The following is a 25,289-nucleotide window of genomic DNA, read 5'->3' as shown; positions in this document are numbered from 1 at the left end:
CCTTTTTTATACTAATCGGCACTTAGTGATAGAGAGACACCGAGAAGGGAGGTTAGGTGAGCGTGTTCCAGTGGATTGAGGAAGCCCGGCGGGGCAGTGCGGTGGCTCAGGAAAACTTGGTCCGGCATTTTACTGGCATGGCGCTGGCCGTGGCCTACGATAAATTGCAGGATCCCCATTTAGCGGAAGATGCCGTGCAGGAGGCATTTACGGAGGCCTTTGCGAATCTGCATAAGCTGCAGGATCCCCGGCGTTTTCCCGGATGGTTCAAAGTGATCGTTGAGCGGCAGTGTTACAGGGACTTGCGCCGCAAGCAATTTCAGACGTTACCGCTGCATGAGATGGAATTGCCGGTAGGAGATCAACGAAGCTTGGAGTCGGTTGTGGAAAAGAGAGAGCTGATCGGTCAGCTGCATGCCACGATCGCAGATTTGCCACCCGGCATGCGGATTGCGGTCCAGCTCTATTATTTTCAAGGCTACAGCCTGCGGGAGATCTCGCAATATTTGGATATATCCCTGCCGGCTTTGAAGAAGCGACTCTTTGATGCCCGGCGGAAGCTGAAGAACACGCTGCACGTAGCCGACTTTGTATCGGTGTTCACCGATCTATATGAGGGAGGCAGGCGTATGCTGCATATCGTTAATGGGGATTCGGTAGGAGATAAGCTGAAGCAAGGGAACATTCAAGGGGACATTCTGGTGTGGCGAGAGCTTTATTCTTTTGGTCCGGTCTTCACGAAGATGGACGTGCCGAATCATCGGAGAACAAGAGCTCAGTATCTGGAGCAAACGCTGGGGATTCCGCAGAAGGAATATATCGGGACCTGCGAGGCGCAGGAGAGGAAGCTTCAGGATTTTCAGCAATATGATGAAATCGTGCTCTGGTTTGAGCATGATCTGTTTGACCAGACGATGCTGTCTTATTTGCTGCATTGGTTTAAGGAGCAGTCACTGGGAAATACGAAGCTGAGTCTGCTGTGCATTGGCGCATACCCGGGCATCGAGCTTTTTCGTGGGTTGGGACAGCTCAGCACGGAGCAGCTCGAGACTTTATCGGGCACATGGCACACGATTGGAGAACAAGAGCTCATGCTGGGCAGTATGTTGTGGGAAGCCTATACTTCGGATCTGCCGGAGAAACATCAGCGCATGTTGGAGGTTGATTCCTCGGCACTGCCTTTTGCTAGGGCTGCATTCGCAGCCCATCTGGCACGGCTGCCCACCGTGAACAATGGACTTGGGATCATTGAGCAGACCACGTTAGAGGCTGTAGCGGGCGGAATCCATAAGCCTCATGAGTTATTCCGAAAGGTAGGTGACCAGCTCCATACACTGGGAATGGGAGATCTGGAGTTCTGGTATTACCTGGCGAAGCTGACAGAGGGACCGGATTCCTTGCTCGTTATCGATGGTACAGCACCTTTTCCCGACTTCAAACTAGCTGTACCCCATTTCCAAGATCGGGTGCTGCAAGTGACGAGTCTGGGGCGGGAGGTATTAGCCGGGAAGTCCGACTATGCCCCCTACACCGGAACGACCGATAAATGGGTAGGAGGTCTGCTTGTGCGGGGGAAGGCTCCGTCATGGCGCTGGAACCCGGAGCGGAAGTCGATTGTGCGGATGGGCGAATCTGATTAACAACAGGTACAGGAAAAAGCGATCTTGAGTAGATTGGCGGATCCGATTACCAGCAGAATATGGCATAAGAGCTATCCTTGCTTGGCGTTAATGCCAAGCAAGGATAGCTCTTTTTAAGATATCAGGAAGTATAAACTTCGGAGGGTCTGCTGCCTGATATCGCAAGAAAAACTACCGCTAAACGCGGTCTGTCTTCTTTGAGAGTGCGTCGATAGACGTTGTTATTATAGTTACAGATGTGAACCGCCGGTTGCGTCAACCATTTGTCCTGTTACCCAGCGTCCGTCGCTGGATGCGAGAAACGCGACGACATCTGCAATATCGGACGGCTGGCCGATTCGGCCAAGCGCGGACATCTCCGCGGCATGCAACTGCCCTTCCGGTGTATACAGCCATGCAGCATTCACATCCGTATCCACGATGCCCGGAAGAACCGCATTCACCGTGATCCCGCGTGGACCAAGCAGCTTCGCGAGATGCAAGGTGAACGTATTGATGGCTCCCTTGGTTATGTTGTAAGCCATAATATGCGGATAGGCGATACGCGTAACACCGGAGGAGATGTTGACGACGCGTCCGCCGTCACGCAGGAGCGGCAGCGCCTGTTGGACCAGGAAGAACGGTGCTTTTACATTGACGGCAAGCAGCTCATCGAAGCTTTCCTCGGTCGTCTCTTCAAAGGTCTGGGAGGTTCCGATGCCTGCGTTATTCACCAGAATATCGAAACGGTTGTCCTCCGTTATGCGAAGAAGTTCCTCCTCCAATGAATGAATAAGCCTTGTTGCTCCGGCTACCGATTCCAGTTTGGCACCCAGGGCGATAGCTCGCCCACCCTGTTTTTGAATAGTCTGAACAACCTCATCCGCCGCATTTCGGCGAGTTCCGTAATGAACAGCGACCAGCGCCCCTTCTTCCGCCAGCCGAAGCGCGATTCCTTTGCCGATTCCTCGGCTTCCCCCTGTAACCAATGCAATTTTGCCTTCCAATCGTTTCATGAAACCCCACTCCTCTTGTTCGATTTAACGTTACTGTACACTCTACTGTTAAGGGGAGAGTCAAGAGGGTGGTTTAGAATTTTTCTAGAGTTTTTTCATGAACATAAGAGCCATGCCAGATTACTGCTGCTGTAAGTACGGATGGAGGCTGGGTCGAGGTTCGTTTTCGGTAGCCTATTAGTGCAAAGGAAGGGTTACTCCATGTTACCTTGTAAGGGGATAAGTAATTCCGCAGGACGCTTATTGCCGTAGATATCTTTATCCGAGGTGAGATAGATCTCGCGGATCGGCTCCCGGTCCGATTGAACGAAGCCTTGGGACGAAATCCATGCCTTGAGCTCGGGTAAGGCGAGACAGCTATAGCCGTACGGATCACAACGATGGACAAGAGATGCGGCAGATTGCAACTGCGGTAGGAAGTCTACACGCACCCGACCATTAGCAGGTATATCCCTAGTTATGGGGACTGCGACTTCGATGTCGGCATTCTCGCTGTCGTGATTATGCCAAAGGATGGTTAGTTGGCTAGCTTCCTCTTCTCCATATAAGATAGCGTATTTCGTAATCTCATCAAGCAAGAGACATAGCTGGCTGCGGGGGACTTGGTCGCGAATGGAAGCGGCGAGCTGGGATGGGACTTCCCGGATACGGATGGGGCCTGCCGGATCACCGGCTTCGGATGGTTCCAAGCGCGACATCCTGCTGTTCACTCCCTCCAGCTGCTGCTGGAGGGTCTGCATCGCATGCTGAAGCTCCGTCATTTTATCCGCAAGTTTATTCTTTACGACATCGGTTTCTAGATCCTCTTCAAAAAAAGGCTTGAGCTGTTCCAAGGTAAACCCCTGTTCCTTGTAAGCGACAATTCGCTAGACGGTCAGAAGCTGCTCCTCGGAATAGTAACGGTATCCGCTTTGTTCATCAACATGGGCCGGCTTCAATAGGCCCAGCTCATCATAATATCGCAATGTCTTGATGGAAATGCCGCTGACCTTGGCAAAAGCGCTGATCTTCATCATGCCGATGGCAACCTCCTTTACGATTCGGTCTGCGTGGATAACGATATCATATCTCGCGCTACTGCGTACGTAAAGAACTTAGCTCGCCGGTTCTGAAGGAACAACTCGGTCCCAAGACCGAGTCGGTTTTCATCCTGGAGTGGGAATTCAAAACCGGCCGGATTATCATACAATGGGTTCAAAGAAGATTCAGCGATCCCGCTTAAGAGCAAGAAAGGAGATAGGGCTGATGATCGGTATCCAGGAGGATCGCCAGGCGATCCAAACATTATTGGCTTCGCTGTCCAAGGCATGGGGAGAAGGTAGCGGCCGAGCTTATGCGGAATGCTTTACAGAAGAAGCGGACTACGTGACATTTAACGGATAGTACTTGAAGGGGCGCAGGGCGATTGATGAGGTTCATCAGGAGCTGTGGAACGGGGTTCTGCGAGATTCCAAGCTGGTGGCGGGACCCACCCCAACGGAACTGCGTTTCCTGACCCCGGAGCTTGCGATAGCCCACGCAACAGGAGCGGTACAGCTAAGATTTCATAAGAAGCCGCCCACCAGCCGATTCTCGATTAATACCAACGTGCTCATCAAACAGAACGGGGAATGGAAGATATCCGCATTTCACAACTGCCGGATTCAGAAGCCAGGCTGGATTCAGCGGTTGATATTGCGTTCGAAATCAAAATCCAGCTGACGTAGGAAGCGGAGGAAATGCTTTGAAGAAGGGTACACAGATTGGAAGAGGCAGGAGCGCAGAGGTGTATGAATGGGGAGAGTCTCAGGCTTTAAAGCTGTATTATGAAGGGTACCCCCCGGAATGGGTGACATATGAGGCGGAGATGGGCCGCATCGTTGCGGAAGCGGGCGTGCCTGCCCCTGCCGTCTTTGACATGGTGGATATCGAGGGACGAACGGGGCTGGTGTATGAACGGGTGACAGGACCGTCGATGCTGCATCAGGTTCAATCGTCACCGCGCAAGCTCATGAAGTGCGCCCGTGAGATGGCACGGCTCCAACATGCGATGCATGGCTGCACGACAACCTTGCTGCCGCCGCAAAAAGAAAGGCTGGAGCATGCAATTCTTGATGCAAGCGGCATCCTGCAGGGAAAGGCGCAGGCCATATGCAAGGTACTGGACTCTTTTCCTGAGGGGGACTCCATCTGTCATGGCGACTTCCACCCGGACAATGTGATCGTGGCGGAGAGCGGATACCGGGCGATCGATTGGAATAACGCCACGATTGGTGACCCTCTATGCGACATTGCCAGGACATCCCTGATGTTTCAATCTCCTTTTCATCCGCTCGAACAGTCGAGCCTTATGGTGATTCCGCTTCGGATGGCCCGAATCCTGTGGAATAAAATATACCTGAATGAATATCGTCGATTATCTCATGCAAAGATGGAGGAGATCGACCGCTGGATGCTGCCGGTAGCGGCAGCCAGGCTGAGAGAGGATGTCCCTGGAGAAAGAGCATGGCTGCTGGGTCTAATTGATGATCGGCTGCGTGTTTATGCTTAATGGAGATTAGGCTTCTATGAACCCGCCAGGCTCCTCGGAATAGGGAAAGTGGGCCCATTTCGGGGAGCCTTTTTCGGAATTTATACGCTTGTCTTGGCATGATAGACCGAGGATGAGTTTCCCGTCTGGTAATACGGGTAGCTCATATCCGATTTCACACGTTCCGCGGTGGCTGCATCGGTTAACCTCTCCAGCACGTACAGGCCAAGATCGATGGATGAAGAAACCCCGCTGCCCGTAAAGAGGCGGTCATCCTGTACAATGCGTGCATGAACGACCTCCTTGCAGTAGGGTGCCAAAAGCTCGTAAGCCGAACCATTGGAGGTAGCCCGCTTGCCCTCCAGCAACCCGGCCGCGCCAAGCAGCAGCGATCCGGTGCACACGGATGCGAGATATTGTGCTTCCCGGGCTGTCCGCAGCCAAGCCAGTACATCGGGGTCGAATCTGAGCTCCCGCGTAGTAAAGCCGCCAGGCACGAAGACCAGGTCATATTTCGACAGATTCGGTCTTAACTTGGATATGACATACTCCAGTCCGCGATCATCCGTAATTTGCTGGCTCATCGAGCAGTAATCCCAGGAGATTTCCGAGTCGGGACGGATGCGGGAGAGCCTTGTCATCACTTCGGTGAAGCCGATAAGGTCCAGGGACGTCATCCCATGGAACAGAATAAAAGCCATTTTCATTAAGAACACCTGCCTATAGGGTTTATTAAGCCTCGGCCGACGACTGACCCGGGACGGAACGTCTTCGATTCGACGTACGATGAAGATGATAGTAGCCCATAGCCGACAAGGCGCTGAACATCAGGTTGAGGCCGATCAACCATTGGTAGCTGTTCGTGAGGTCAAACAGGAATCCGCCGGAAAAAGAACCGAGAACAGCTCCCGCTTGATGGAAAATAAGCAGCGTTCCTGTCTGCAATCCAACGGAGCGATTGCCCATAGCTTCGCTAGCCACCAATATGCCACCGGGGATGGCCCCTAAATAACTGGCTCCGAAGATGACCGAGAAGACGATCGGAGAAATGCTGAAGTGCAGAAACAGCATCGTAAAGGCCAGAATTCGGAATGCATACAGGAAGGACAGTGCCAAACTTCTGGACATCCGATCCAGGAGCAAGGCAAACAGCAGCCCGCCTGCCAACTCAAGCAGACCGAGAATGCTCAGTGAGGATGTGAACATTACCGAGCCGACATGATCATGCCGGTGGATGGCCATCAGGTGCATTTCAACCGTTCCCATGCTGAAGCCGCAAGTGAACAAGGCAAAGACCACCAGGAGTACCGTCCGGTTGGTTACCATCTCCCTGGCGATCGAGAGGAACGGCAGCCGTCCCGTTGATGGGGGTGAATCCGAAACAGCGGGTTTCTCTCTGTGCTGACCCGGTTGGCGTTCCTTCATGATAAGGAAAGTGAGCGGTATGGAAATGAGCGTAATCCACAAGGTGATGGTGAATGCCGTTGTCCAGTCAAGCCAATCCCGATTGCTGACAAATAGAGGCGTCAGTATGGCCAGTCCGAGGGAGCTTGCGCTGGTCATGATCATGAGCGCTTTCGCCTTATGCCGGCTGAACCAGCTTGTAACCACGACATATCCTGTACTCGCGGCCATGCCGGAGAGGCCGGAGAGCAGTCCGAGTCCTATGAAAAATCCCGCCGGATGATGAAGCGTAAGCACGGTCAGCATGGACAGTACACCAAACAGGGCGTTCAGGAGCATCATTTTTTTGGGGCCGTATTTATCGGTTAACCATCCGCCGAGGGGAGAACAGATAGCGGCGACGGCAATGTTGAAGGACCATGTGAAGCTAATAAAGGTCAGGTCCACGTCCAAATCCCGTGCCATTTCGTGCTGGTAATAAGACATAACAAACCGGCTGATTGCCGCTGCAAAACCAAGTGTCCATAGATACAGTAGGATGATCCACGCATAACCCCGATCTTTTTTCATCGCTGACCCGTCAGCTCCTTTCCTATGTCTTTACTTCCGCTATGTCATGGAATAAGCTAATTCTAATCATGGAGCAGAAAATGAACAGGACAATTTAGATCAACTGTATCAATACAGGGGGATGAGTGGGATGGACACGAAGCACGAGCAAATTGTTGCGTATATGATCCGGGAAGTGGAAGGGGGGCATATCCGGTCAGGCCATAAGCTGCCTTCGGTCCGGGCCGTGGCCAAAATGTTCTCCTGTAGTCCCAACACGGTCGTTCGTGCATATCAGACCTTGGAGCGCGATGATGTCATCTACCCGGTAGCCAAGAGCGGATACTACCTTGTAGAAGGGAAGAACCGCACCTCGGCGCGAATGGAAAGCGAGCCGATTGATTTCGCCTCAACGACACCCCGGGGCGATTTTTTGCCGTTCCAGGAGATGGAGCACTGCTTACGGAAGGCGATTTCCGTGTATAAGGAGGAGCTGTTCGGTTACACCGATCCGCAGGGGATCTTCTCTTTAAGGAACGAGCTGAGCAGGTACTTCTATGAGCAGCAGATCTTTGCGAAACCCGATCACATCGCTGTGGTCACTGGAGCGCAGCAAGCCTTCTCGATCCTGACGCGCATGCCTTTTCCGGGTAAGGGGCAGGCGGTGCTGGTAGAACAGCCGACGTATTTCGGTTTCTTGGCGGCAGCCGGCGTTGCAGGCTGTCCGGTGATCGGAATTCAGCGGGATGAGCGGGGTATCGACATGGAGGTGTTGGAGTCTCATTTTCGCAGTGGACAGATCAAATTCTTCTATACGGTACCGAGATTCCTTAACCCGCTAGGCACCTCGTATTCGCTGGAGCAGAAGCTGCGTATCGCAGAGCTTGCCCGGAAGTATGATGTCTATATCGTGGAAGACGATTATCTGGCGGACCTGGAGGAGGATGCGAAGGCAGACCCCTTGTACGCACTGGATCAGTCAAACCATGTCATCTATGTCAAAAGCTTCTCGAAAACGATTCTGCCGGGCATTCGAATGGGTGCCGTTATTCTTCCCGAGCTCTTGCTGGATTTGTTCATAGCGTATAAGAACGCTGCGGACGTTTCATCTCCGATTCTCTCTCAAGGCGCCCTTGAAATTTATATCAAGAGTGGAATGTACAGGCGCCATGCCGCCAGAATTCGGGCACATTACCGGGAGAAGATGCGATATGCCACCGAGGTGTGTGCCCGTGTCTTCGGCAGCGGCATTTCCTATACTTGCCCTTCCTCCGGCGTGTTCATCACCCTCCGCCTCCCGAAATACGTAAAGGCATCTGTACTGCAGGAGCGCCTGATGCAAAGAGGGGTTTCGGTTACGAACGTGGATTTGCATCTGCTGCTGGAGAATCAGCAAAATGACCGGATTCGGTTATGTATAATCGGGGTGGAGAAACCCCGGATTGAGGCGGGATTGACGGTCATCGAGCAGGAGATCAGGCGCCTGGAGCGGAGGATGAGATAGCGGGAGGGACACTGATATGGGGAGTTTATCTGGCCACTCGGCAATAACAAACCCCAAAAAAACAGGAACCTATAGGGCTCCTGTTTTTTTGCGAATCGGCACGATGGACCCATAGGTACCACATCGCCACAACCATTCGAGAGGTCCGAATTGGAACCAACGCATCCACAGATTGCTGGCTATGATCTGGAAGGCCACAATCCCTAGGGAAACGAGTGTCGATACAACATACGTGGTGGGCGAGGCGTCTAGGATCAAACGCTGAATCCCTACCAGAAAGACGGTCTGTCCAATGTAGTTGGTAAGCGCCATTCGCCCATATGCTTGCAACGGATACAGCATCTTCGCACCTATACGGGTACGCTGAAGCATTAAGAGTGAGCTTAGATAAAATACGGACACGAGAGGGCCCGTCGCTATCCCGATATGTGCCAGAGTGAAGGCCGCTTCCATGGTCGGTGATGGAGATTCGCCTTCTACCTTGAATAGAAACGGTGACATCGGCTCGGAAGGTGCTGCCCACCACATGATACCGGTAACGATGACGGTTCCGAGTAATGACAGCATCCAAACCCAACGTAATGTGCTTAATCGTAATCCCTTGCTGATGGTGTCCATTAATCGATATTGGCCTGCGGCCAGTCCTAACAGGATCAGGAACGGGATGGTCAGCAGCTTGCCTCCCATGATTGCCGCAAATGTAAACCCCGCCAATCCAATGCCAAGATTAATCCTCCGCGGCGCCCAATAGAGTGGAACCGCAAGCAGTCCGACAATCGCATAATGGAACAAGGCCTCCCCCGATTGATACTGCTGATGTATGAACCCGATCAGCACCAGAATCGCTAACCGGCGAATATACAGCCGAAGTCTTGGCTTACCTCCCGATGAAGCGCTTCGGGATAGAAACATGTAGAACCCAAGTCCGAACAAGAACGTGAAGATGGTGTAGAATCGGGCTTCTACGAAAAAGTTAAGCCCTCGCTGCAGCCAAAAATCCGCTGAGGTTTCCGGCGTGGCGATGAGCCAGAGTGCCAATACGTTAACAAACGGCAGACCAAGCAGGGCAAACCCCCTGAACTGGTCTAAAAAATGTAACCGCCCCTTTCCGGTAGCAGGCTGATGCTGAGTCACTGTGTCTTTTTGTTCTATATGCGTATTCACACCATCATTCCATTCACAGATTTAATATAACGGGCTCTGGCGATCAGGAAATAGATCGCTTGGGCGGCCAGGAATGCTGACGAGGCAACCAATACAGGACCACTTACGTACGGAACATCCAGATATCCGAGAATCGGGCCGAGCACAACCAGGGATTGCAGGGCTGCAACCAGGATGGGGATAAAGAATAGTACGGCAATCTGAATCGTTGCGGAGATGTTCATCTCCCGCGCGCTGAGTCCGATCTTGGACAGGGAACGATACATCGCTTTGTCAGCTGAAAGCTCCGTATGCAGTTTGAAATACAAGAAACTTGCCGAGGAGATTGAGAAAATCAAGGCAACAAACACGCCGATAAAGCTGAATAATGCAAACCCTTGCTTGTTGGTGTAATAATTCTCCGCCCTAGATTGAATATACCCTTCACTAAAGACATCCCGGTTCCATTCTGACAGCTCAAGGCCGAGCTTGGTTTCGGTATCATTCTTCTCGGGAAGCCCCTCAGAAGCTGGGAGAATATATTGCCTCATTCGATTTACTCCGAATTTGTTAGCCTTTTGCTCGTCCCGCAGCTCCTCGAACATGTTGTCCGTGACGACCAGCAGCCTGCCGCTATATACGACAGCCGCAATCTGGTCTGTGCGGTTATCCAGGTTGAACGAATAGGGCTGACCGGATAATTCGATATCCAATTCCGTTAGCGTTCCCTTGCTCTTCTTCGCTGCAATCGGGGTTTCCGCCAATAAGGCTTCATTCTCGCCGAATGTCCCGGACGGCTCCGCATTCATCATGGCAGCTAAAAGGTTGTATTGGGATTGCGGTATGATGGATAAGGAGTTCTCCACCTCCGGTGACATGCTATAGTAGATAGTCTCAACATCCGCCTGTTTGTAAGCCAACCCTTCAGACTGAAGCCGCTGTTCAATCAGAGCCAATTCTTCCTGCACTTTCTTATCGTCGGTATTGCCGTAGTAGCTGTAACTTAGCGCATAAGGGTTATCCAAATATACCGATTTGACCGATTGCTGCATAGCTAGCACGAAACCGGTGCTCATGGAAGCCAGGGCCACCACGACCGTGACCAAAAATAGCATGCGGGCATTGTCTTTGATCTTGTAACTCATTTCGGAAATCCACAGAAGGTTCGTCCCTTTCCATGTGGTCGTGCGGCTTCTCTGCAGCATCCGGACAACCCACACCGATAGCTGGGAGTAGAAGAAATACGTGCCGATAATTCCGGTTACCGCGGCGATCATCAGTCCCGTAGGGTCTAACTCTTTGACGCGAAGGACGGTAAAACCGATGGTAAGCAGCACCACGCCCAAGAGGGCCAGGAACAGATTGGTTTTCGGTTCGGTTTTTGGTTTGCTGGTGCCTTTGAGAAGCTCCAGGACTTGATTCTTCCGGATAAATAACAAGGTAAAGAGCGAAATGACGAGAAACAGCGCGGCGAACGCACCGGCGGTCAGCAGCATCGCTTTGACCGGCCAATAGAACGGCAGCTCGTCCATATCAATTACTTTGGTGCTGATGAGCAGGAATACCTTGGATAACAGCATTCCGCTGGCGATGCCCGTTACGATGGCAATGGCACCAATCAGAATGTTCTCCAGGAAGATCAGCCAATTGATTTGTTTGGCTTCGGCTCCGAGGATCGTAAGAATGCCGAACTCCCGGTTCCGCGACTTCAGGAAGACGCTGATCGAATATAGCACGAATAAGAACGCAAACACGTAGACGATGACCGTGGCAATCGTCATTCCCGTACGTGTCATGGTACCCATAGGCGAATTCTCGATAGCCGGATGATAGATGAATACCGCATACGTAAAGAAAATCATGACCATGAACGAGCTGCTAAGCAGGTAAGCGAAATACTGACGCGCGTTACGCCGGACGTTGTTAAACGCGAATTGAGGAAAGCTCACTTGTATTCCCTCCCCAGAACGATAGCGTATCGATGATTTTTTGGAAAAAGGCCTGCCGGTTCTCTCCGCGGTGAATTTCGGCGGCAAGCTTGCCGTCTTTAATAAAGACGATGCGGTTGCAGTAGCTTGCGGCCAAAGGATCATGCGTAACCAGCATCAATGTGGTACGATCCCGCTCGTTAATCTCAGCTAACGACTCCATCACGATGCGTGAGGAGTTGGAATCGAGCGCTCCTGTAGGCTCATCCGCAAGCAATAACAGAGGTGCGCCGATGATAGCCCTGGCAATCGCGGTGCGCTGTCGTTGCCCTCCCGAAATTTCGTACACGCGTTTATTCAGAATTTCGCGGATGCCAAGCCGTGAAGCGGTTTGCTGCAGCAGCGACTCCATGTCCTTGAGCGGACGACGGTCCAGCGTAAGCGGAAGCACGATATTCTCGGCAACCGTTAACGTATCAAGCAGATTGAAATCTTGAAACACAAAGCCGAGCTGTCTGCGACGGAAGTGGGCAAGTTCGCTTTTTTTCATAGTATAAGGATTTTTGCCCCCAATCTTGACCTCGCCCGAGCTTGGACGATCGATGGTGGACACCATGTTCAGCAGGGTGGTTTTGCCGCTGCCAGAAGGGCCCATGATGCCGACGAATTCCCCTTCTTGGATGGTGAGATGAATATCGGTAAGAGCTTGTGTCGCCACTTTGCCCGCATATACTTTGTTTAATGCTTTTACTTCAAGAATATCCATAAACCCAGAAGCTCCTTTCTGTATACCTCATTAGTGTAACCTAACTCTATCGTATACTGACCTGACCCTGCTATGGATTTAGGTGAAACGGAGCTTACATCTCCCATAAGGTTAAGTTCGTATTTTTTGTTCGTATTCTGAGATGATCGATATGAAATTAGCCTCTGTCCAATGCAAAGAAGACACACCTAAGAATGAGATGTGTCTTCTTTTACTGCTTTCTGCAGCGTCAAGGTAACGGTGGTTCCTTCACCCAGCGTGGATTCCAGTTGGACGGTGTGATTCAGCTTATGGGCAATTTCACGGACAAGATACAGGCCCATACCGGTGGATTCATGATATTGCCGACCGCGCTCTCCGGTGAAGTAGGGATGGAACACCCGATTGATGTCCTCGGGCGCAATGCCGATACCCTCATCGCGTATATGAAGTTTGATGTGTTTCCCCACTTCTTCTGCGGTTAATTGAATCTTCTTGCCGGGGCTGCCGGAGTAGTTCACAGCGTTCGTCAGAATCTGACCCAGCATAAATCGAAACCACTTGGCATCCGTATAGACGGAGATCTGATCATCGATTTGGAACGCCGGCGTAATCCCCTTACGAATGAACAGCTTCCGGTTCTCGACCACGGATTCGTTTACCGCGGCACGAAGGCCGATGGCTTCTACCGCGAAATCCTGCTCGAACCGGTCCAGGCGTGCGGTATACAGCACCATTTCGAGGCCTTTGCGAATGCGCTCAAGCTCTTCCCGAATATGTTCGGCGGGTGCTTCTTCGACTTCATCGAGCGTTAGCTGAATCACCGACAGCGGGGTCTTCATCTGATGTACCCAGCGGTTGACGAAAGCCAGATGCTGGTCGGTTTGACTCTGATGTCGATGCAGCTGTTCGCGGTATAAGCGTTCATAATGGCCGATCCGCTCGTGTATCGCTTCCGGCAGAGGCGCTTCACCCAGGGGAGGGCTTAAGAATTCCTTCTCCGAAAGCTCCTCGGAAGAAAGCTCTTGATACATCGTGCGATGGGAAAGATACCGGTATGCAAGATAGAGGAGCAGCACGACACTGCTCAACAGCACCCCATATAGCACGACAGTAAAAGGTCTGCCTTCACCGGTAAGCCAGTACAGCAGGGGGATGAGCAGCATTTGAACGGTAAAAAACAATATGAGCGGGAGATGCTCCCGCAGGAAGAGTCTCATTGAGGCTCCCTGCCTGTCATGAACCGGTAGCCTGCTCCCCGGACTGTTTCGATAAGATCTCCGGCGCCCAGCTCACGAAGCTTGCGGCGAACCCTTGTAATATAAACATTTAACGTATTGTCATCAATGAAATGCTGATCTTCCCACATCAGGTCCAACAGTCGCTCGCGGCTGACCACACGGCCGTCTTTTTCCATCAGCATCGTCAGCAGGGCGGCTTCCTTCTGGGTAAGCTCAGCTGACTCGTCTCCATAAGTCACGACGAATCGCTCCGGATAGATGATGAGACCGGCGCTTTCGACGGTATGCTCATCCTCCTGACCGGAGGCATAGGCACCGACTGCACGGCGCAGGTGGCTGCGGATCTTCGCCAGAACAAGCTCCATGTCAAACGGCTTCGTTATATAATCATCCGCCCCGTTTTCCAGTGCCATAATCTGATCCATGCCGCTGTCGCGCGCCGAGATGAAGATGATCGGGCAGTGCGATTGGGTACGGATTTGCCTGCACCAATAGAAACCGTCGTATTTCGGCAGGTTGACGTCCAGCAGAACCAGGTCCGGCTTTGTATCCGTAAAAATGTCCATGACGCGGCTGAAGTCTTCGGTGATCCGTACGTTAAAATCATATTTGGAAATAGCCGATCTTAATTTATCCGCGATGCGTTCATCGTCTTCCACAATCAGGATGGTATACACTGATCCTTCCAACTCCTTTTAACTCCAAACTACATCATGTACTACTATACCGAATTGGAGATGACGTTGGAAATCCAGTGGTCCATGATTCTGAATTGGAGGTAATCTATGAGAACTGCGAGGAGAATGAACCCGATGCTGGCAACCAAAGTAAGCAGTATCGCTGATTTCAGCTGTAGATGGAATCTGCTGCGGATGGCCGCTCGAAACCAAAACCATAGCGCAGCAATGGAGATGATAATCAAGAGTATGGGTTTCCAAAAGAATTGCGCGTTGATATCAATGTCGGACACTCGCATGGCAACACCTGTTGACATGAAGATGGAAAATATGAATGTAACATATAGTCCCACTGTTGCCGACCATCCCCATGTCTTTTGTGCCCATGCCCCTAACGAAGCGGCAATGAACAGGAGAAATATAACGAGAGATAATAGAATGTAGGCCCCTTGAGACAAGAACGAAGGATCAAATGTCTCATTGGTAAATCGGATAGAATCCCGAACACGGTTATACCCCAAGATTACAACGATGATCACCTGAATGATCGCGGCTATAGCGATGAAGCGTTGTTCCCGATTTGGCATGCTGAACACCTCTTTTATGTTTTGATTATTTTACCATAATCTAGATGAAATAGGTCATAACATACCAAGTATATGAGATGCCCAATCAAGTTGTGAATCATGGCACGATCCCGAATTAACCTTTGCCCAGGCCCATGCATAAGATGTAGTCACATCAAACCTGCTGCCTGAGAAAGGGCGTGACTTCATATGGGGATTCATTTAACCGCGATTCACTGGGTGTACCTGGCGTTTATCGTCTTGATCATGACGCTGTTGATTCGGCGGCGCGATACGTCGCTGATTTGTATTACCGGAATATTTGCGCTTGGCCTTCTGGCTACGGAAACGCTAAGCGGCTCGGTCTCCGGCGTTTTTCATTCATTCATCTATGCGACCAAAGAGCTGATGGGCGCCATCATGATTATATCCATCATTGTGGCGATGAGCCGAGTCCTCATCAAGACGGGGATCAACGAGACGATGGTGGCCCCGCTAACCCGGTTTCTACGTACTCCCGCGATGGCTTACTGGGGCATCGGAATCATTATGATGGTCACGTCCTTCTTCTTCTGGCCGTCACCGGCAGTTGCGTTAATTGGTGCGGTCCTGCTGCCTGTGGCCATCCGTGTGGGTTTGCCGGCCCTCGGTGCGGCGGTGGCGATGAATCTGTTCGGTCACGGCATTGCGCTATCGGGAGATTATATTATCCAGGGTGCGCCTAAATTAACCGCGGATGCAGCCGGATTGCCTGTATCCAGCGTTATGGCTGCCAGTGTGCCGCTCGTGTTCGTTATGGGACTTGTGACAACCGTAACGGCATTCTGGATGATGGGCAGAGATCAGCGGAACGGCAGCTGGAGAGATGGACTGGTAACCATTAAAAGCACGGGAGACGCGCTTACCACGCGTACCGAAGAGGATGATGCTGTTTCGGCGATATCGCCGGTTATGAAAAAATGGTTGGCTATCATCATTCTGCTGTTGTTCGCGGCAGACGTTGTCACCATGTTCATCCTAAAGCTGCAGGGCGGAGATGCAACGGCCTTGGTCGGCGGCACAGCCGTCCTTATCCTCAGTGTCATTGCCTTGCTGGCTCACCGCAACCGGGGATTAGAGAAGGTCACCTCGTATTTGATCGAGGGATTCATGTTTGGATTCAAAGTATTCGGTCCCGTCATTCCTATTGCGGCGTTCTTCTATCTGGGGGATGCAGCATTTACCGAATTGTTCGGTAAAGTGCTTCCGGAAGCATCTCATGGGATCGTGAACGATCTGGGGGTTGCCCTCGCGAATGCGGTGCCGCTGAACGGTGCGGTGGGTTCGGTAACATTGACGATCACCGGCGCGATTACAGGGCTTGACGGTTCGGGCTTCTCGGGTATATCGCTTGCCGGCTCGATCGCGCAGCTGTTCGCTACGGCCATTGGCTCGGGCGCGGCTACCCTGACGGCGCTTGGGCAGGTTGCCGCAATCTGGGTAGGTGGCGGTACGCTCATTCCCTGGGCGTTGATCCCGGCTGCAGCCATCTGCGGAGTCAGCCCGTTCGAGCTTGCCAGACGAAATTTGAAGCCGGTGCTGCTAGGTCTGACCGTGACTACCGGCGTGGCGATGTTTCTGGTGTAAGCCATGGCAAACATAAATAGCGCTGACCGTATACGTCAGCGCTATTTTCATCTATGGAGGAACCGAAGTTGGTCATATCCATGTATACCTCATACATAAGGGGCATCCCCAGGCTGCTAACCTAAATGGGGATGCCCCTTTCTTATATGAGCATAGTTGTAACAGTTACTTCTTCGATATCGAGAACGGCAACTCATCAGGGCTGTAAGAACGATAGCTTGGAGCCAGTCCGAGACGGAAATCAAGGGACTTGCCTGCCAGTATATCCTCATGCGTAATGTACAGTTTGGTATAATCTTGTCCCTCTAATTGAACGTTCGCAACGAAATTGGACTGCGGATTATTGTTGTCGGTATGAATCAACATCTGCTTACCGTTTGGCAGCTCAATGCTCACGCTGTCGAATAACGGGATACCGAGGACGTATTCATTGCTGCCTGGACATACCGGGTAGAAGCCCATGGAGCTGAATACATACCATCCGGACATGCTTCCATTGTCTTCATCACCCGGGAAGCCGTTAAAGCCGCTGTTGAACAGGTTCGACATCAGCTGCTTAATGACAACCTGGGAAGAAGCCGGCTGCCCTACATAGTTGAACAGATAAGGAATATGGAAGCTTGGCTGGTTGGAAATGGCCAGCTGGCCATAGTCGATGGCAGCCATCTCACTCATCTCATGAATTTCAAAGCCGTAGCCCCGCACGTCGAAGTCCGGTGCTTTGTTACACAATTCGGTTATTTTGTCGAAAAATCGTTCCTTCGAACCGTATTCCTCAATCAAACCCTGGAAATCCTGGAACACTGCAAAGCTGGTCTGCCAGGCGCTTCCTTCGGCATAATCGAGCCCCCAGCTCGTATCACTGAAATCCGGTCGGAACTGGCCGTTCGGATCCTTTGCCCGCATGAACCCAGTTTCCGTATCGAAGATATTCTTGTAGTTGAGCGCGCTCTGTCTATATTGATCCGCTACATCTGATCGGCCCAAGACATCGGCCACGCGGCTGATGCAGTAGTCGCTGTATGCGTAATCCAGCGTGTGGTTCACGCTCTCGTGATAGGTGTTTGGCACGTAACCGTACTGTATGTAGTCCATCGTTCCCTGACGTCCATAACAGTCCTTTCCGCTCTGCGTGGTAGCGGCAGTCAGCATGGCTTCCAGCAGCTCCGGCATCAGGTGCGGAGCCAATCCTTTAGCCGCGGCATCCGCAATGACGGCATCAATAAGCGTACCTGGCATCAGTCCGCGCTCATCCGGAGACAGCCATTTCGGCAGGAAGCCGGTTTCGCGGTAGGAATTCAGGAAACCTTCCAGCATTTCTTCATATTCTTTCGGTGCGATGATGGAATAGAGCGGATATACAGTTCTGTAAGTATCCCAGAAGCCGTTGTTGGTATAGAGAATCCCTTTCTTGACGGATCGGGCCGTTGTATCGTAATATACCGGCTCCATGTTGGCATCCAGCTCATAGAACTTCTGCGGGAACAGGAACATGCGGTAAAGACAAGTATAGAAGGTCCGCATATATTCTTCGTTCGGGTGAGTGACCCGGATTTTGTTCAGGTAATGATTCCAAGCTTGCGCAGCCAATTCCTTCCGCTCATCCAGGGATGTGTTCAGCTCGCGCGCAAGGTTAAGCTCTGCTTGCTCCAGGCTAATAAACGACGTTGCCAGTTTAACCTCCAGCACGTCCCTTTCACAGTCTTTGAAACGAATGACGGCATGCTGGTCGACACCGCCAAAAGCAATCTCAGGGAAGAACTGGCCTTCCTCGTTGTAATAACCTGTTGTTGCGAGATCTATGTCCTTGTTAAAGCTCATGGCTACGTACATACGGAACCCGTCATCGTGACAGCCTGCGAAGTTGCTGACATAGCCCGTTAGTCTGCGCTGGGCTGCATCCAGTCGGAATTCGCTTATGTTATTAACGTTTAGGACAAAGCCTGCCTGCTGCCCGGAATTGTATTTCATGCGCATTGCCGCACCGTAGGTGCTGGGAACCAGCTCCGTGGTGATGTTATAACGCTGCTGCTTCACTTTGAGATAGTGGGGCTTGAATATCGCTTCTTCGGGCCGGTAGGAACTTTGACAGGTGAAGACGGACCCTCTGATTTTGTCGTCCGCAATCGGCGTTATCAGGAAGTGGGCGAAGTCGCCCATCCATGGACTTGGCTGGTGCGTCAGGCGAATGCCTTGGAAGACGCGGTCATTGGGGTTGAAGAACCAGCTTCCTTCATTTTTGGTTTGGACAACAAAGTGGTTCATACCGAAAGGTACACCCGTATAAGGGAGCGCATTCCCGTTGGAATAAGTGTACTGATTGTTGGTGCCTTGCCTTGTATCGATATAGTTTAGCATGTAAAAGTCTCCTTTGATTTTAGAAATAGGCGTGTTACAGCTTCTTTACGGTCTGACGTTCAATGAGACGAACGGGAACTACGACATTCTCATTCGGTTGATCCAGGGAATTCTCGATCAGGGTGATAAGGCTTTGTGCAGCTTGATATCCCATCTGTCCAAAGTCCTGGGATATGGTGGTCAGCTTGGGTTCAACGAAGCTTGCGAGATGAATGTTGTCAAAGCCCACGATGGAGAAATCATCCGGTACCGACAGACCCAGCTCTTTGGCAATCTGAATGATCTCGATCGCAATCAGGTCATTCTCGGCAACAATCCCCGTAATTCCCTGTGTCACAACGGATTGGATAAACTGAATATAGTATTCTCTGCCGTTGTCGTTGTCGTGGGTCAAGTACCGGTCGGTCAAGTCACTGACGCTGTAATCGATCAGGCTGTAATCATACAGAGCCTTCAAATAACCGAAATACCGCTCTCGGATCGAGGAAGAGTTCTCTACCTTCAAGGAGGAGATAAAGGCGATTTTCTTATGATTATTCTCGATCAGATGTTTGGAGGCCAGGTATCCGCCGCCGAAGTTGTCGGAGACAACGGACTGGAATGGAATCCCTTCAATGCATTTATCCATCGTCACAAGCGGGTACTTTGCCAGGTGATACTGATACAGAATGCCAAGATCCGAGATGCTGCTTATCGGGTAGAGAATCAATCCCGAATTGGCACTTTGTAGCGCGGCCTCCAGCAGCTTCCGCTGTCCGACAATCGTATTGGACTGAATGTTCAGGGTATAGTCGGTCGTTGCGAGAAATTCGTTGATGCCTTTTTCATAATCTCCAAGCCCCGGGTTATGAGTGAAAGGTAGAATCAGCAGAATCTCCTTGTTCGTCTTGCCCAGGGGCCTGTGTGGGGCCCTGTCTGTGCTCACGAAACTTCCCTTACCTTGGATCCGGTAGATCAGCTTGGCATTCTCCAGCTCGGTCAGCGCCCTCTTCGAGGTGATCCGGCTGACGTTGTATTCTTTCGAAATCTCAGCTTCGGTCGGTAGCTGATCTCCAGCCTGGAGCTCCCCGGATTCAATCTGGGCTGTTAGCGCATTTACGATATGTTGGTATAGTGGAATTTGTTCCAAAGCGGATCTCCTCCCTGAATTTGATATATCATTTTATGGCGTTTATGTCAAAGTCTAATTGATACTTTTGATAAAAAGTTACAGTTGTTATGTTTGAATGTACAAAATGAATACACTGCTCATTGTGCATGTAGTTCAAAGATTCTATGTCCATAATATCGTTTCCGCGTTTATATTTCAAGATTAGGCGCTCTCAGCACCGATAAATTGGAGAGAATTAATTGGTATATATAATAAACGAATATTACTACTAATTGATATATCAAATATTCAAGGGGCGGCGGGCGTTGAATTGACAGTTTTTCACTTGAGTGATAAATTGACTGTGATTAAGGGAGGGGAGGTGTAGGAGTCAATGAAACAATTGGGATTTCATCAGGAGAACCGATTAGCCATGCTGTCTTGGATTCGGATTACCCGTTTTCAACAGATTGGCAACCACCTCTCGAATGAGTTCTTACAGCCGTTTTGCATCACGGTTGCCCAATTCGACGTTTTGATTCAGGTCTTTGCACACCAACCTTTATCACAGCAGGAGCTGGCCGAATATCTTTCCATTAGCGGCGGCGGTGTTTCGCATATGGTGAAACGACTGGAGAAGCTGGGCCTGATTGTCCGCAAGCAGGATTGGAAGGTAAAGTATATCTCGCTAACGGATAAGGGACAGGCCCTGCTAGAAGAGATTATCCCGCTGCTGTCAGATTTCCAAACTTCTATGTTCGACATTCTGGATGAACAGGAGTTGCAGCAGCTTTACAAGACCATGAGGAAACTTCATCAGTATAATGTAAAGAAAAAGTCGGCAACCCGGGGGGTTATCGTCGAGGAGGAGTAGCTAAAAGTTGCCTTGGCTGCTTTTTATCGGCTTTACGATGGGGAGCTGAAGAAGAGGGAAAAGGAGTCCTAAGAGAGGGATTCCTTTGTTTGCGTGGGTGGACGTAAATTTTTAGAGTTTTACAGGAGGCCTACGACCGTAGACATCCGATGAATAAAAACTATATGACTCCATCATACTAATGCCGTACTCAATCTTTGGGTACGGCTTTTATATGGTGAGGTGTGTTTAGTGGAATGGAACCAACATTATGACCCATTAAATAATATCTGGTTATCGGCAATTGTTGCTACAATACCCATATTATTTTTTGTTATCGTTTTGTCAGTATTCAAAGTTAAAGGCTACATAGCAGGAGTTTTGAGTGTTGTTATTGCGGCGTTGACTGCAATGGTTGCTTACGGAATGCCTTTTTCTAAAGTATTGGGAACTGGAATATACGGGGCATTAACAGGAGTTTGGCCAGTGGCAGCAATTGTATTAGCTGCAATATTTCTTTATAAGTTAACGGTTAAAACCGGAAAATTTGAAATCATCAAAGAAAGTATAACCTCAATAACTCCGGACAAACGCATCCAAGTGTTACTGATTGCCTATTGCTTTGGGGCATTTTTAGAAGGTGCTGCCGGGTTTGGAGCCCCGGTCGCAATAACAGCGATAATCCTTGTTGGATTGGGTTTCAAACCAATCAATGCCGCCGGTATATGCTTAGTTGCTAATATTGCGGGAGGGTCATACGGTGCAATGGGCATACCAGTAACTACTCCGGCCGAATTGACCGATTTATCTCCATTAGATGTGGCAAGCTATACATCTTATATTATTCCGATTGTCAGCTTCATTGTTGCATTCTTAGTTGTATTTCTGGTTGATGGAATAAAAGGCATTCGTGAGACTTGGTTATCGATCGTTGTTTGTGGAGGAGCCTTCGCCTTAGTACAATTTGCAGTACTCAATACGATTGGTGCAGTTCTCGTTGATATTTTGGCTGCAAGTTTGAGTTTGATCGCTCTCACGATATTTACTTTGTGGCGTGAAAAAACCAAATACAAAAGTGATTTTAGACAAGTTACAGTCGCATGGCTACCATTCATCATGCTCACCGTATTTGTAATTTTGTTTTCACAAGTCACATTTGACGATCTCATGTTAAAGATACCAATCCAAGGTGTTCATAACGAAATTATCAAGCATCCACCAATAACAACCGAACCTAGTCCGTATGCGGCGATTTTCAACGTGGATCTGTTATCTTCAACCGTTACCGCGATCGTACTAGCAGGATTGTTGACTATTTTGATTTACTGTATTAAATGGTCAACAGTAAAAAGTTCAATAAAAGATACTTTTAAAGAACTGCTATTCCCAATCATAACGATATGCAGTGTTTTAGCCTTTGCTTATATTTGTAATTATTCCGGAATGTCGTCTACGTTAGGGTTAGCATTCGCTTCGACTGGAGGGTTATTTCCATTATTCTCTCCAGTGTTGGGTTGGATCGGTGTATTCCTAACTGGATCCGTGGTCAACAGTGGGTCATTATTTGCACCACTTCAAGCCGTAACGTCTAGCCAAATCGGAATTGATCCCGGGTCAATGGTTGCAGCCAACGTGATTGGTGGCGACATGGCTAAAATGATCAGCCCACAATCGATAGCCGTAGCGGCAGCATCAGTAGGTTTAAGTGGACAGGAAAATCTATTGTTTAAATTTACACTCAAAATAAGTCTAATATTCCTTGTTACCATTGGGATAATAAACCTATTACTATACTAGGAGGATTTATGAAGAACAAAATTAGCCGAGTGGTATTAGTGGGTACAGGAGCGGTAGGCTGTAGTTATGCCTACGCCTTGATCAATCAAGGCGTTGTTGAAGAATTAACACTAATTGACATTAATGAAAAGCGAGCAGAAGGTGAAGCAATGGATTTACAACACGGTATGGCCTTTGCTTCAACCACTACTCGTGTAACTTCTGGTACGTATGCCGCCTGCGAGATAGCCGATCTCGTGGTTATTACCGCAGGTGCTCCCCAAAAGGACAAAAATGAAACACGTCTTGAGTTGGTTGGTAAGAATGCGAAGATTATTCGAAGTATTACCAGAGATATTATGGCGAGCGGATTTAATGGTATCATCTTAGTTGCAAGTAACCCTGTTGATATTATGACCTATGTTGCTTGGAAAGAAAGTGGTTTATCAAAAGAGCGCGTAATCGGATCAGGAACGACTTTAGATAGTGCTCGCTTTCGTTTCATGTTGGGTGAATATCTTGGAGTCGATCCGCGTAATGTTCATGCTGCAATTATTGGGGAGCATGGAGATAGCGAAGTTCCGGTTTGGTCTCAAGCAGCTATTGGGATTGAAGGTTTAGAGAAAGTATTGGCTAGACGTAACAACTCAGGAGATAAAGCTGCATTACGGAGTATTTTCGAAAATACACGAGATGCCGCGTACCACATCATTGATCGAAAAGGTGCTACCTATTATGGCATTGGTATGTGTTTGGTACGGATCACTAAAGCAATATTCGCAGATGAAAATAGTATTCTTCCGGTGTCATGTTTGATGGAAGGACAATATGGGCAAAGCGATTTGTATTTAAGTACACCTGCTGTGGTAAATCGTACTGGAATTAAGGAAGTTATTGAAATTGATTTGAATGAAACCGAAAGACAGATGCTTGAAAAATCAGCAGCTGTTATGAGAGAAACTATCCATGGACTTAATAAATGAGCATTTCTGTATTCACGATGGCCCCGTCCTGCTTCACGGTGACTTCCTCTATTCTAAGTTAGGGTGAAGTCCTTTTTTATGCTTGGAACTCCTTGTGTACAAAGGACTCAGGTTACTGCAAAATGCTCATATACATAGCAGGAACGTTCGTTCTATAATAAAGCCGAGGAGTAAATGGATCGTACAGGAGGGTGTTATAGTTGAAGAAGAGTGCGCTATTGGTCATTGATGTGCAGAATGAGATGTTTCAAGTGAATGATCCGGTGTTTGAAGGAGATCGATTGCTCCACAATCTCAAGCAGCTGATCGCAATAGCTAGAAGCGGCGGCATTCCTGTCTTTTACATACAACATAATGACGAAAGTTTGAAGGCAGGGTCGGAGGCGTGGAAGGTTAACCCTGAGATTGCGCCTGCGATGTCGGATACGATCATTCAGAAGACCAGACCGGATTCATTCTATAACACGACGCTTGAGGAAGAACTGAAACGAAAGGGTGTCCAACATGTCATTCTTGCGGGTATGCAGAGTGAGTTATGTGTAGATACCACATGCAGGAGAGCATTCAGTTTGGGCTATGATGTCACGCTGGTATCAGATGCTCACAGCACCTGGAACAATTCGGTGTTAACCGCGCAGCAGATCATAGATCATGTGAACGCTACCCTGAAATGGTTTGCGGACCTAAAAACAACAGAAGAGATCGTCTTAACGACAGAAGCCGGCGTGTAATCGTTGGCTTTTTTCATATTGAATAGGTAAGAGAAAGTGATTCATCAATTGGAACGTGCTTCCCCCTAACTCGAATTTCCGGATTAGAATATTCCTTCAGGTACCTTTCCTTCCCAGCAATCCGGTGCGTGCAGCCCCAGCACATGACCGATGACGGCGGCCGTGTCCATGATGCTGATCGGTGCATCGAGAAGGCCGGGTTTAATGCCCGGACCCGTAATCCCCCAGGTGATGGTCATATCCATCGGGTGATCACTGCCGTGGTCATTAGGATGAGCGCCTCCGCCGCCGTGATCCGTGACCGTGATGATCCAGGTGTCTTCCAGCAGCTGCTGATCATCCAGTGCCTTGACAATCATGTCTACGTACTTATCCGTAACGGCAATCTGCTCCAGCTGCTTATCGGTACCGAATCCGTACTTGTGGCCCGCACCGTCGGGGTGATCCAACTGAATGAACATCAGTTTGAAATTGGGCTTCTGATGAATATAATCGACGATGGCTTCCGTCAGCTCGGGGTCCGGTTTGGATTCCATATGAACGTTGATCGTATTCTCAATGATTCCTGTATTGATCGGTTCCCAGCAGCTGAATGCAGACAGAGGAGCTTCCGGCCATTGCTGGCGGGCGAGCTTGAATAGTGAAGCATAGGGGAAACTCTCCGGAATTTGCTGGTGAATTGCCCGGTCATTATCAAGACCGTGTTGGTCCGGTCCTACGCCATATAACAGCGAGCCCCAACACTCAGCACTGATGCTGGGAAATACGGTCTGAGCATCGTACGAGTATGCTCCTGCTTGCAGCAGGGCGTGAAGATGCGGTGCGTCCGCTTCTTGAACGAACCTGCCTGCCCCATCAATTCCAAGAATAACGACACGTTTAGCCATCGATAAACTCCTCCTCGGTAAGAACAATTTGATCTTTAAGCATTGAAGTTGAATAAGACATTATGCAAAATGTGTAAAGGATTG

Annotated in this window: 25 protein-coding genes; 10 read left to right on the top strand and 15 right to left on the bottom strand. The window is 49.9% G+C overall.

What is annotated here, in order from left to right; genetic code table 11:
* Window positions 1–56: 56 nt before the first annotated feature.
* Window positions 57–1,640: a sigma-70 family RNA polymerase sigma factor gene (locus ACOZB4_RS16765; protein WP_379413269.1), complete on the top strand. Its 1,584-nt coding sequence runs from the start codon at window positions 57–59 to the stop codon at window positions 1,638–1,640.
* 230 nt (window positions 1,641–1,870) lie between these two features.
* On the opposite strand, the gene ACOZB4_RS16760 is transcribed toward ACOZB4_RS16765, so the two are convergent.
* The 4 genes from ACOZB4_RS16760 to ACOZB4_RS16745 all read right to left on the bottom strand — a co-directional run bounded on the left by ACOZB4_RS16760 (window position 1,871) and on the right by ACOZB4_RS16745 (window position 3,833).
* Window positions 1,871–2,635 (bottom strand): SDR family oxidoreductase, encoded by a 765-nt coding sequence (locus ACOZB4_RS16760; protein ID WP_379413272.1) that lies wholly within the window; start codon window positions 2,633–2,635, stop codon window positions 1,871–1,873.
* Window positions 2,636–2,829: 194 nt separating this feature from the next.
* On the bottom strand, window positions 2,830–3,468 hold the full coding sequence (locus ACOZB4_RS16755; RefSeq protein ID WP_379413274.1) for a MerR family transcriptional regulator: 639 nt from the start codon (window positions 3,466–3,468) through the stop codon (window positions 2,830–2,832).
* 33 nt (window positions 3,469–3,501) lie between these two features.
* Window positions 3,502–3,651: a MerR family DNA-binding transcriptional regulator gene (locus ACOZB4_RS16750; protein ID WP_379413276.1), complete on the bottom strand. Its 150-nt coding sequence runs from the start codon at window positions 3,649–3,651 to the stop codon at window positions 3,502–3,504.
* A gap of 17 nt (window positions 3,652–3,668) precedes the next feature.
* Complete coding sequence (locus ACOZB4_RS16745; protein ID WP_422759576.1) at window positions 3,669–3,833, bottom strand: hypothetical protein; 165 nt, start codon at window positions 3,831–3,833, stop codon at window positions 3,669–3,671.
* A 47-nt stretch (window positions 3,834–3,880) separates the two neighbouring features.
* Here ACOZB4_RS16745 and ACOZB4_RS16740 point away from each other — a divergent pair, with 47 nt between their 5' ends.
* The 3 genes from ACOZB4_RS16740 to ACOZB4_RS16730 are packed head-to-tail and all read left to right on the top strand — an operon-like array spanning window position 3,881 to window position 5,165.
* On the top strand, window positions 3,881–4,018 hold the full coding sequence (locus ACOZB4_RS16740; RefSeq protein ID WP_379413278.1) for a hypothetical protein: 138 nt from the start codon (window positions 3,881–3,883) through the stop codon (window positions 4,016–4,018).
* 3 nt (window positions 4,019–4,021) lie between these two features.
* Window positions 4,022–4,336 (top strand): DUF4440 domain-containing protein, encoded by a 315-nt coding sequence (locus ACOZB4_RS16735; RefSeq protein ID WP_379413280.1) that lies wholly within the window; start codon window positions 4,022–4,024, stop codon window positions 4,334–4,336.
* 22 nt (window positions 4,337–4,358) lie between these two features.
* On the top strand, window positions 4,359–5,165 hold the full coding sequence (locus ACOZB4_RS16730) for a phosphotransferase family protein (RefSeq protein WP_076323770.1): 807 nt from the start codon (window positions 4,359–4,361) through the stop codon (window positions 5,163–5,165).
* An 80-nt stretch (window positions 5,166–5,245) separates the two neighbouring features.
* On the opposite strand, the gene ACOZB4_RS16725 is transcribed toward ACOZB4_RS16730, so the two are convergent.
* Together ACOZB4_RS16725 and ACOZB4_RS16720 are read right to left on the bottom strand one after the other, a co-directional pair.
* The gene (locus tag ACOZB4_RS16725) at window positions 5,246–5,851 is read right to left on the bottom strand and encodes a DJ-1/PfpI family protein (RefSeq protein ID WP_379413285.1); all 606 of its coding nucleotides are present in this window, start codon (window positions 5,849–5,851) and stop codon (window positions 5,246–5,248) included.
* Window positions 5,852–5,876: 25 nt separating this feature from the next.
* Window positions 5,877–7,118 carry an MFS transporter gene (locus tag ACOZB4_RS16720; protein ID WP_076323772.1) on the bottom strand — a complete coding sequence of 414 codons (1,242 nt, stop codon included), beginning with the start codon at window positions 7,116–7,118 and terminating at the stop codon, window positions 5,877–5,879.
* Window positions 7,119–7,248: 130 nt separating this feature from the next.
* Here ACOZB4_RS16720 and ACOZB4_RS16715 point away from each other — a divergent pair, with 130 nt between their 5' ends.
* Window positions 7,249–8,601, top strand: a complete 1,353-nt coding sequence (locus ACOZB4_RS16715) for a PLP-dependent aminotransferase family protein (RefSeq protein ID WP_379413289.1) — start codon at window positions 7,249–7,251, stop codon at window positions 8,599–8,601.
* Between the two features lie 69 nt (window positions 8,602–8,670).
* Here ACOZB4_RS16715 and ACOZB4_RS16710 read toward each other — a convergent pair whose 3' ends face one another.
* The 6 genes from ACOZB4_RS16710 to ACOZB4_RS16685 form a co-directional block, all read right to left on the bottom strand.
* A complete protein-coding gene (locus tag ACOZB4_RS16710) occupies window positions 8,671–9,765 on the bottom strand; it encodes a DUF418 domain-containing protein (protein ID WP_379413292.1) in 1,095 nt (364 codons plus the stop codon).
* Complete coding sequence (locus ACOZB4_RS16705) at window positions 9,762–11,693, bottom strand: FtsX-like permease family protein (RefSeq protein WP_379413294.1); 1,932 nt, start codon at window positions 11,691–11,693, stop codon at window positions 9,762–9,764. Before ACOZB4_RS16705 ends, ACOZB4_RS16710 begins: the two co-directional genes overlap by 4 nt.
* The gene (locus tag ACOZB4_RS16700; RefSeq protein ID WP_076323776.1) at window positions 11,668–12,438 is read right to left on the bottom strand and encodes an ABC transporter ATP-binding protein; all 771 of its coding nucleotides are present in this window, start codon (window positions 12,436–12,438) and stop codon (window positions 11,668–11,670) included. The genes ACOZB4_RS16705 and ACOZB4_RS16700 overlap by 26 nt, the downstream gene beginning before the upstream one ends.
* 188 nt (window positions 12,439–12,626) lie before the next feature.
* Entirely contained in the window at window positions 12,627–13,637 is a 1,011-nt protein-coding gene (locus ACOZB4_RS16695; protein ID WP_379413298.1) for a sensor histidine kinase, read from the bottom strand.
* Window positions 13,634–14,335: a response regulator transcription factor gene (locus ACOZB4_RS16690; RefSeq protein WP_379413345.1), complete on the bottom strand. Its 702-nt coding sequence runs from the start codon at window positions 14,333–14,335 to the stop codon at window positions 13,634–13,636. Before ACOZB4_RS16690 ends, ACOZB4_RS16695 begins: the two co-directional genes overlap by 4 nt.
* Before the next feature lie 44 nt (window positions 14,336–14,379).
* Window positions 14,380–14,922 carry a hypothetical protein gene (locus ACOZB4_RS16685; protein ID WP_379413300.1) on the bottom strand — a complete coding sequence of 181 codons (543 nt, stop codon included), beginning with the start codon at window positions 14,920–14,922 and terminating at the stop codon, window positions 14,380–14,382.
* Between the two features lie 189 nt (window positions 14,923–15,111).
* Between ACOZB4_RS16685 and ACOZB4_RS16680 the strand changes: the two genes are divergently transcribed.
* Complete coding sequence (locus ACOZB4_RS16680; RefSeq protein ID WP_379413302.1) at window positions 15,112–16,527, top strand: hypothetical protein; 1,416 nt, start codon at window positions 15,112–15,114, stop codon at window positions 16,525–16,527.
* 165 nt (window positions 16,528–16,692) lie between these two features.
* Here the strand turns inward: ACOZB4_RS16680 and ACOZB4_RS16675 are convergent, their stop codons facing one another.
* Window positions 16,693–18,885 carry a GH92 family glycosyl hydrolase gene (locus ACOZB4_RS16675; protein ID WP_379413305.1) on the bottom strand — a complete coding sequence of 731 codons (2,193 nt, stop codon included), beginning with the start codon at window positions 18,883–18,885 and terminating at the stop codon, window positions 16,693–16,695.
* 34 nt (window positions 18,886–18,919) lie between these two features.
* Window positions 18,920–20,014 carry a GntR family transcriptional regulator gene (locus ACOZB4_RS16670; protein ID WP_379413307.1) on the bottom strand — a complete coding sequence of 365 codons (1,095 nt, stop codon included), beginning with the start codon at window positions 20,012–20,014 and terminating at the stop codon, window positions 18,920–18,922.
* Between the two features lie 355 nt (window positions 20,015–20,369).
* Between ACOZB4_RS16670 and ACOZB4_RS16665 the strand changes: the two genes are divergently transcribed.
* The 4 genes from ACOZB4_RS16665 to ACOZB4_RS16650 all read left to right on the top strand — a co-directional run bounded on the left by ACOZB4_RS16665 (window position 20,370) and on the right by ACOZB4_RS16650 (window position 24,318).
* The gene (locus ACOZB4_RS16665) at window positions 20,370–20,849 is read left to right on the top strand and encodes a MarR family winged helix-turn-helix transcriptional regulator (RefSeq protein ID WP_379413311.1); all 480 of its coding nucleotides are present in this window, start codon (window positions 20,370–20,372) and stop codon (window positions 20,847–20,849) included.
* Window positions 20,850–21,080: 231 nt separating this feature from the next.
* On the top strand, window positions 21,081–22,625 hold the full coding sequence (locus ACOZB4_RS16660) for an L-lactate permease (protein ID WP_379413313.1): 1,545 nt from the start codon (window positions 21,081–21,083) through the stop codon (window positions 22,623–22,625).
* Between the two features lie 8 nt (window positions 22,626–22,633).
* Window positions 22,634–23,587: an L-lactate dehydrogenase gene (locus tag ACOZB4_RS16655; protein ID WP_379413316.1), complete on the top strand. Its 954-nt coding sequence runs from the start codon at window positions 22,634–22,636 to the stop codon at window positions 23,585–23,587.
* Between the two features lie 200 nt (window positions 23,588–23,787).
* Window positions 23,788–24,318, top strand: coding sequence for a cysteine hydrolase family protein (locus ACOZB4_RS16650; protein WP_076323786.1), 531 nt, complete (start codon window positions 23,788–23,790; stop codon window positions 24,316–24,318).
* Between the two features lie 83 nt (window positions 24,319–24,401).
* Here the strand turns inward: ACOZB4_RS16650 and ACOZB4_RS16645 are convergent, their stop codons facing one another.
* The gene (locus ACOZB4_RS16645; protein WP_379414656.1) at window positions 24,402–25,205 is read right to left on the bottom strand and encodes an alkaline phosphatase family protein; all 804 of its coding nucleotides are present in this window, start codon (window positions 25,203–25,205) and stop codon (window positions 24,402–24,404) included.
* Between the last annotated feature and the right edge of the window lie 84 nt (window positions 25,206–25,289).

Origin of the sequence: Paenibacillus sp. NPDC058898 (genome assembly GCF_049316025.1) — a bacterium.
Taxonomy (GTDB): domain Bacteria; phylum Bacillota; class Bacilli; order Paenibacillales; family Paenibacillaceae; genus Paenibacillus_AQ.
The sequence above is the reverse complement of the archived record's forward strand: the minus strand, read 5'-3'. Positions and strand labels throughout refer to the sequence as shown.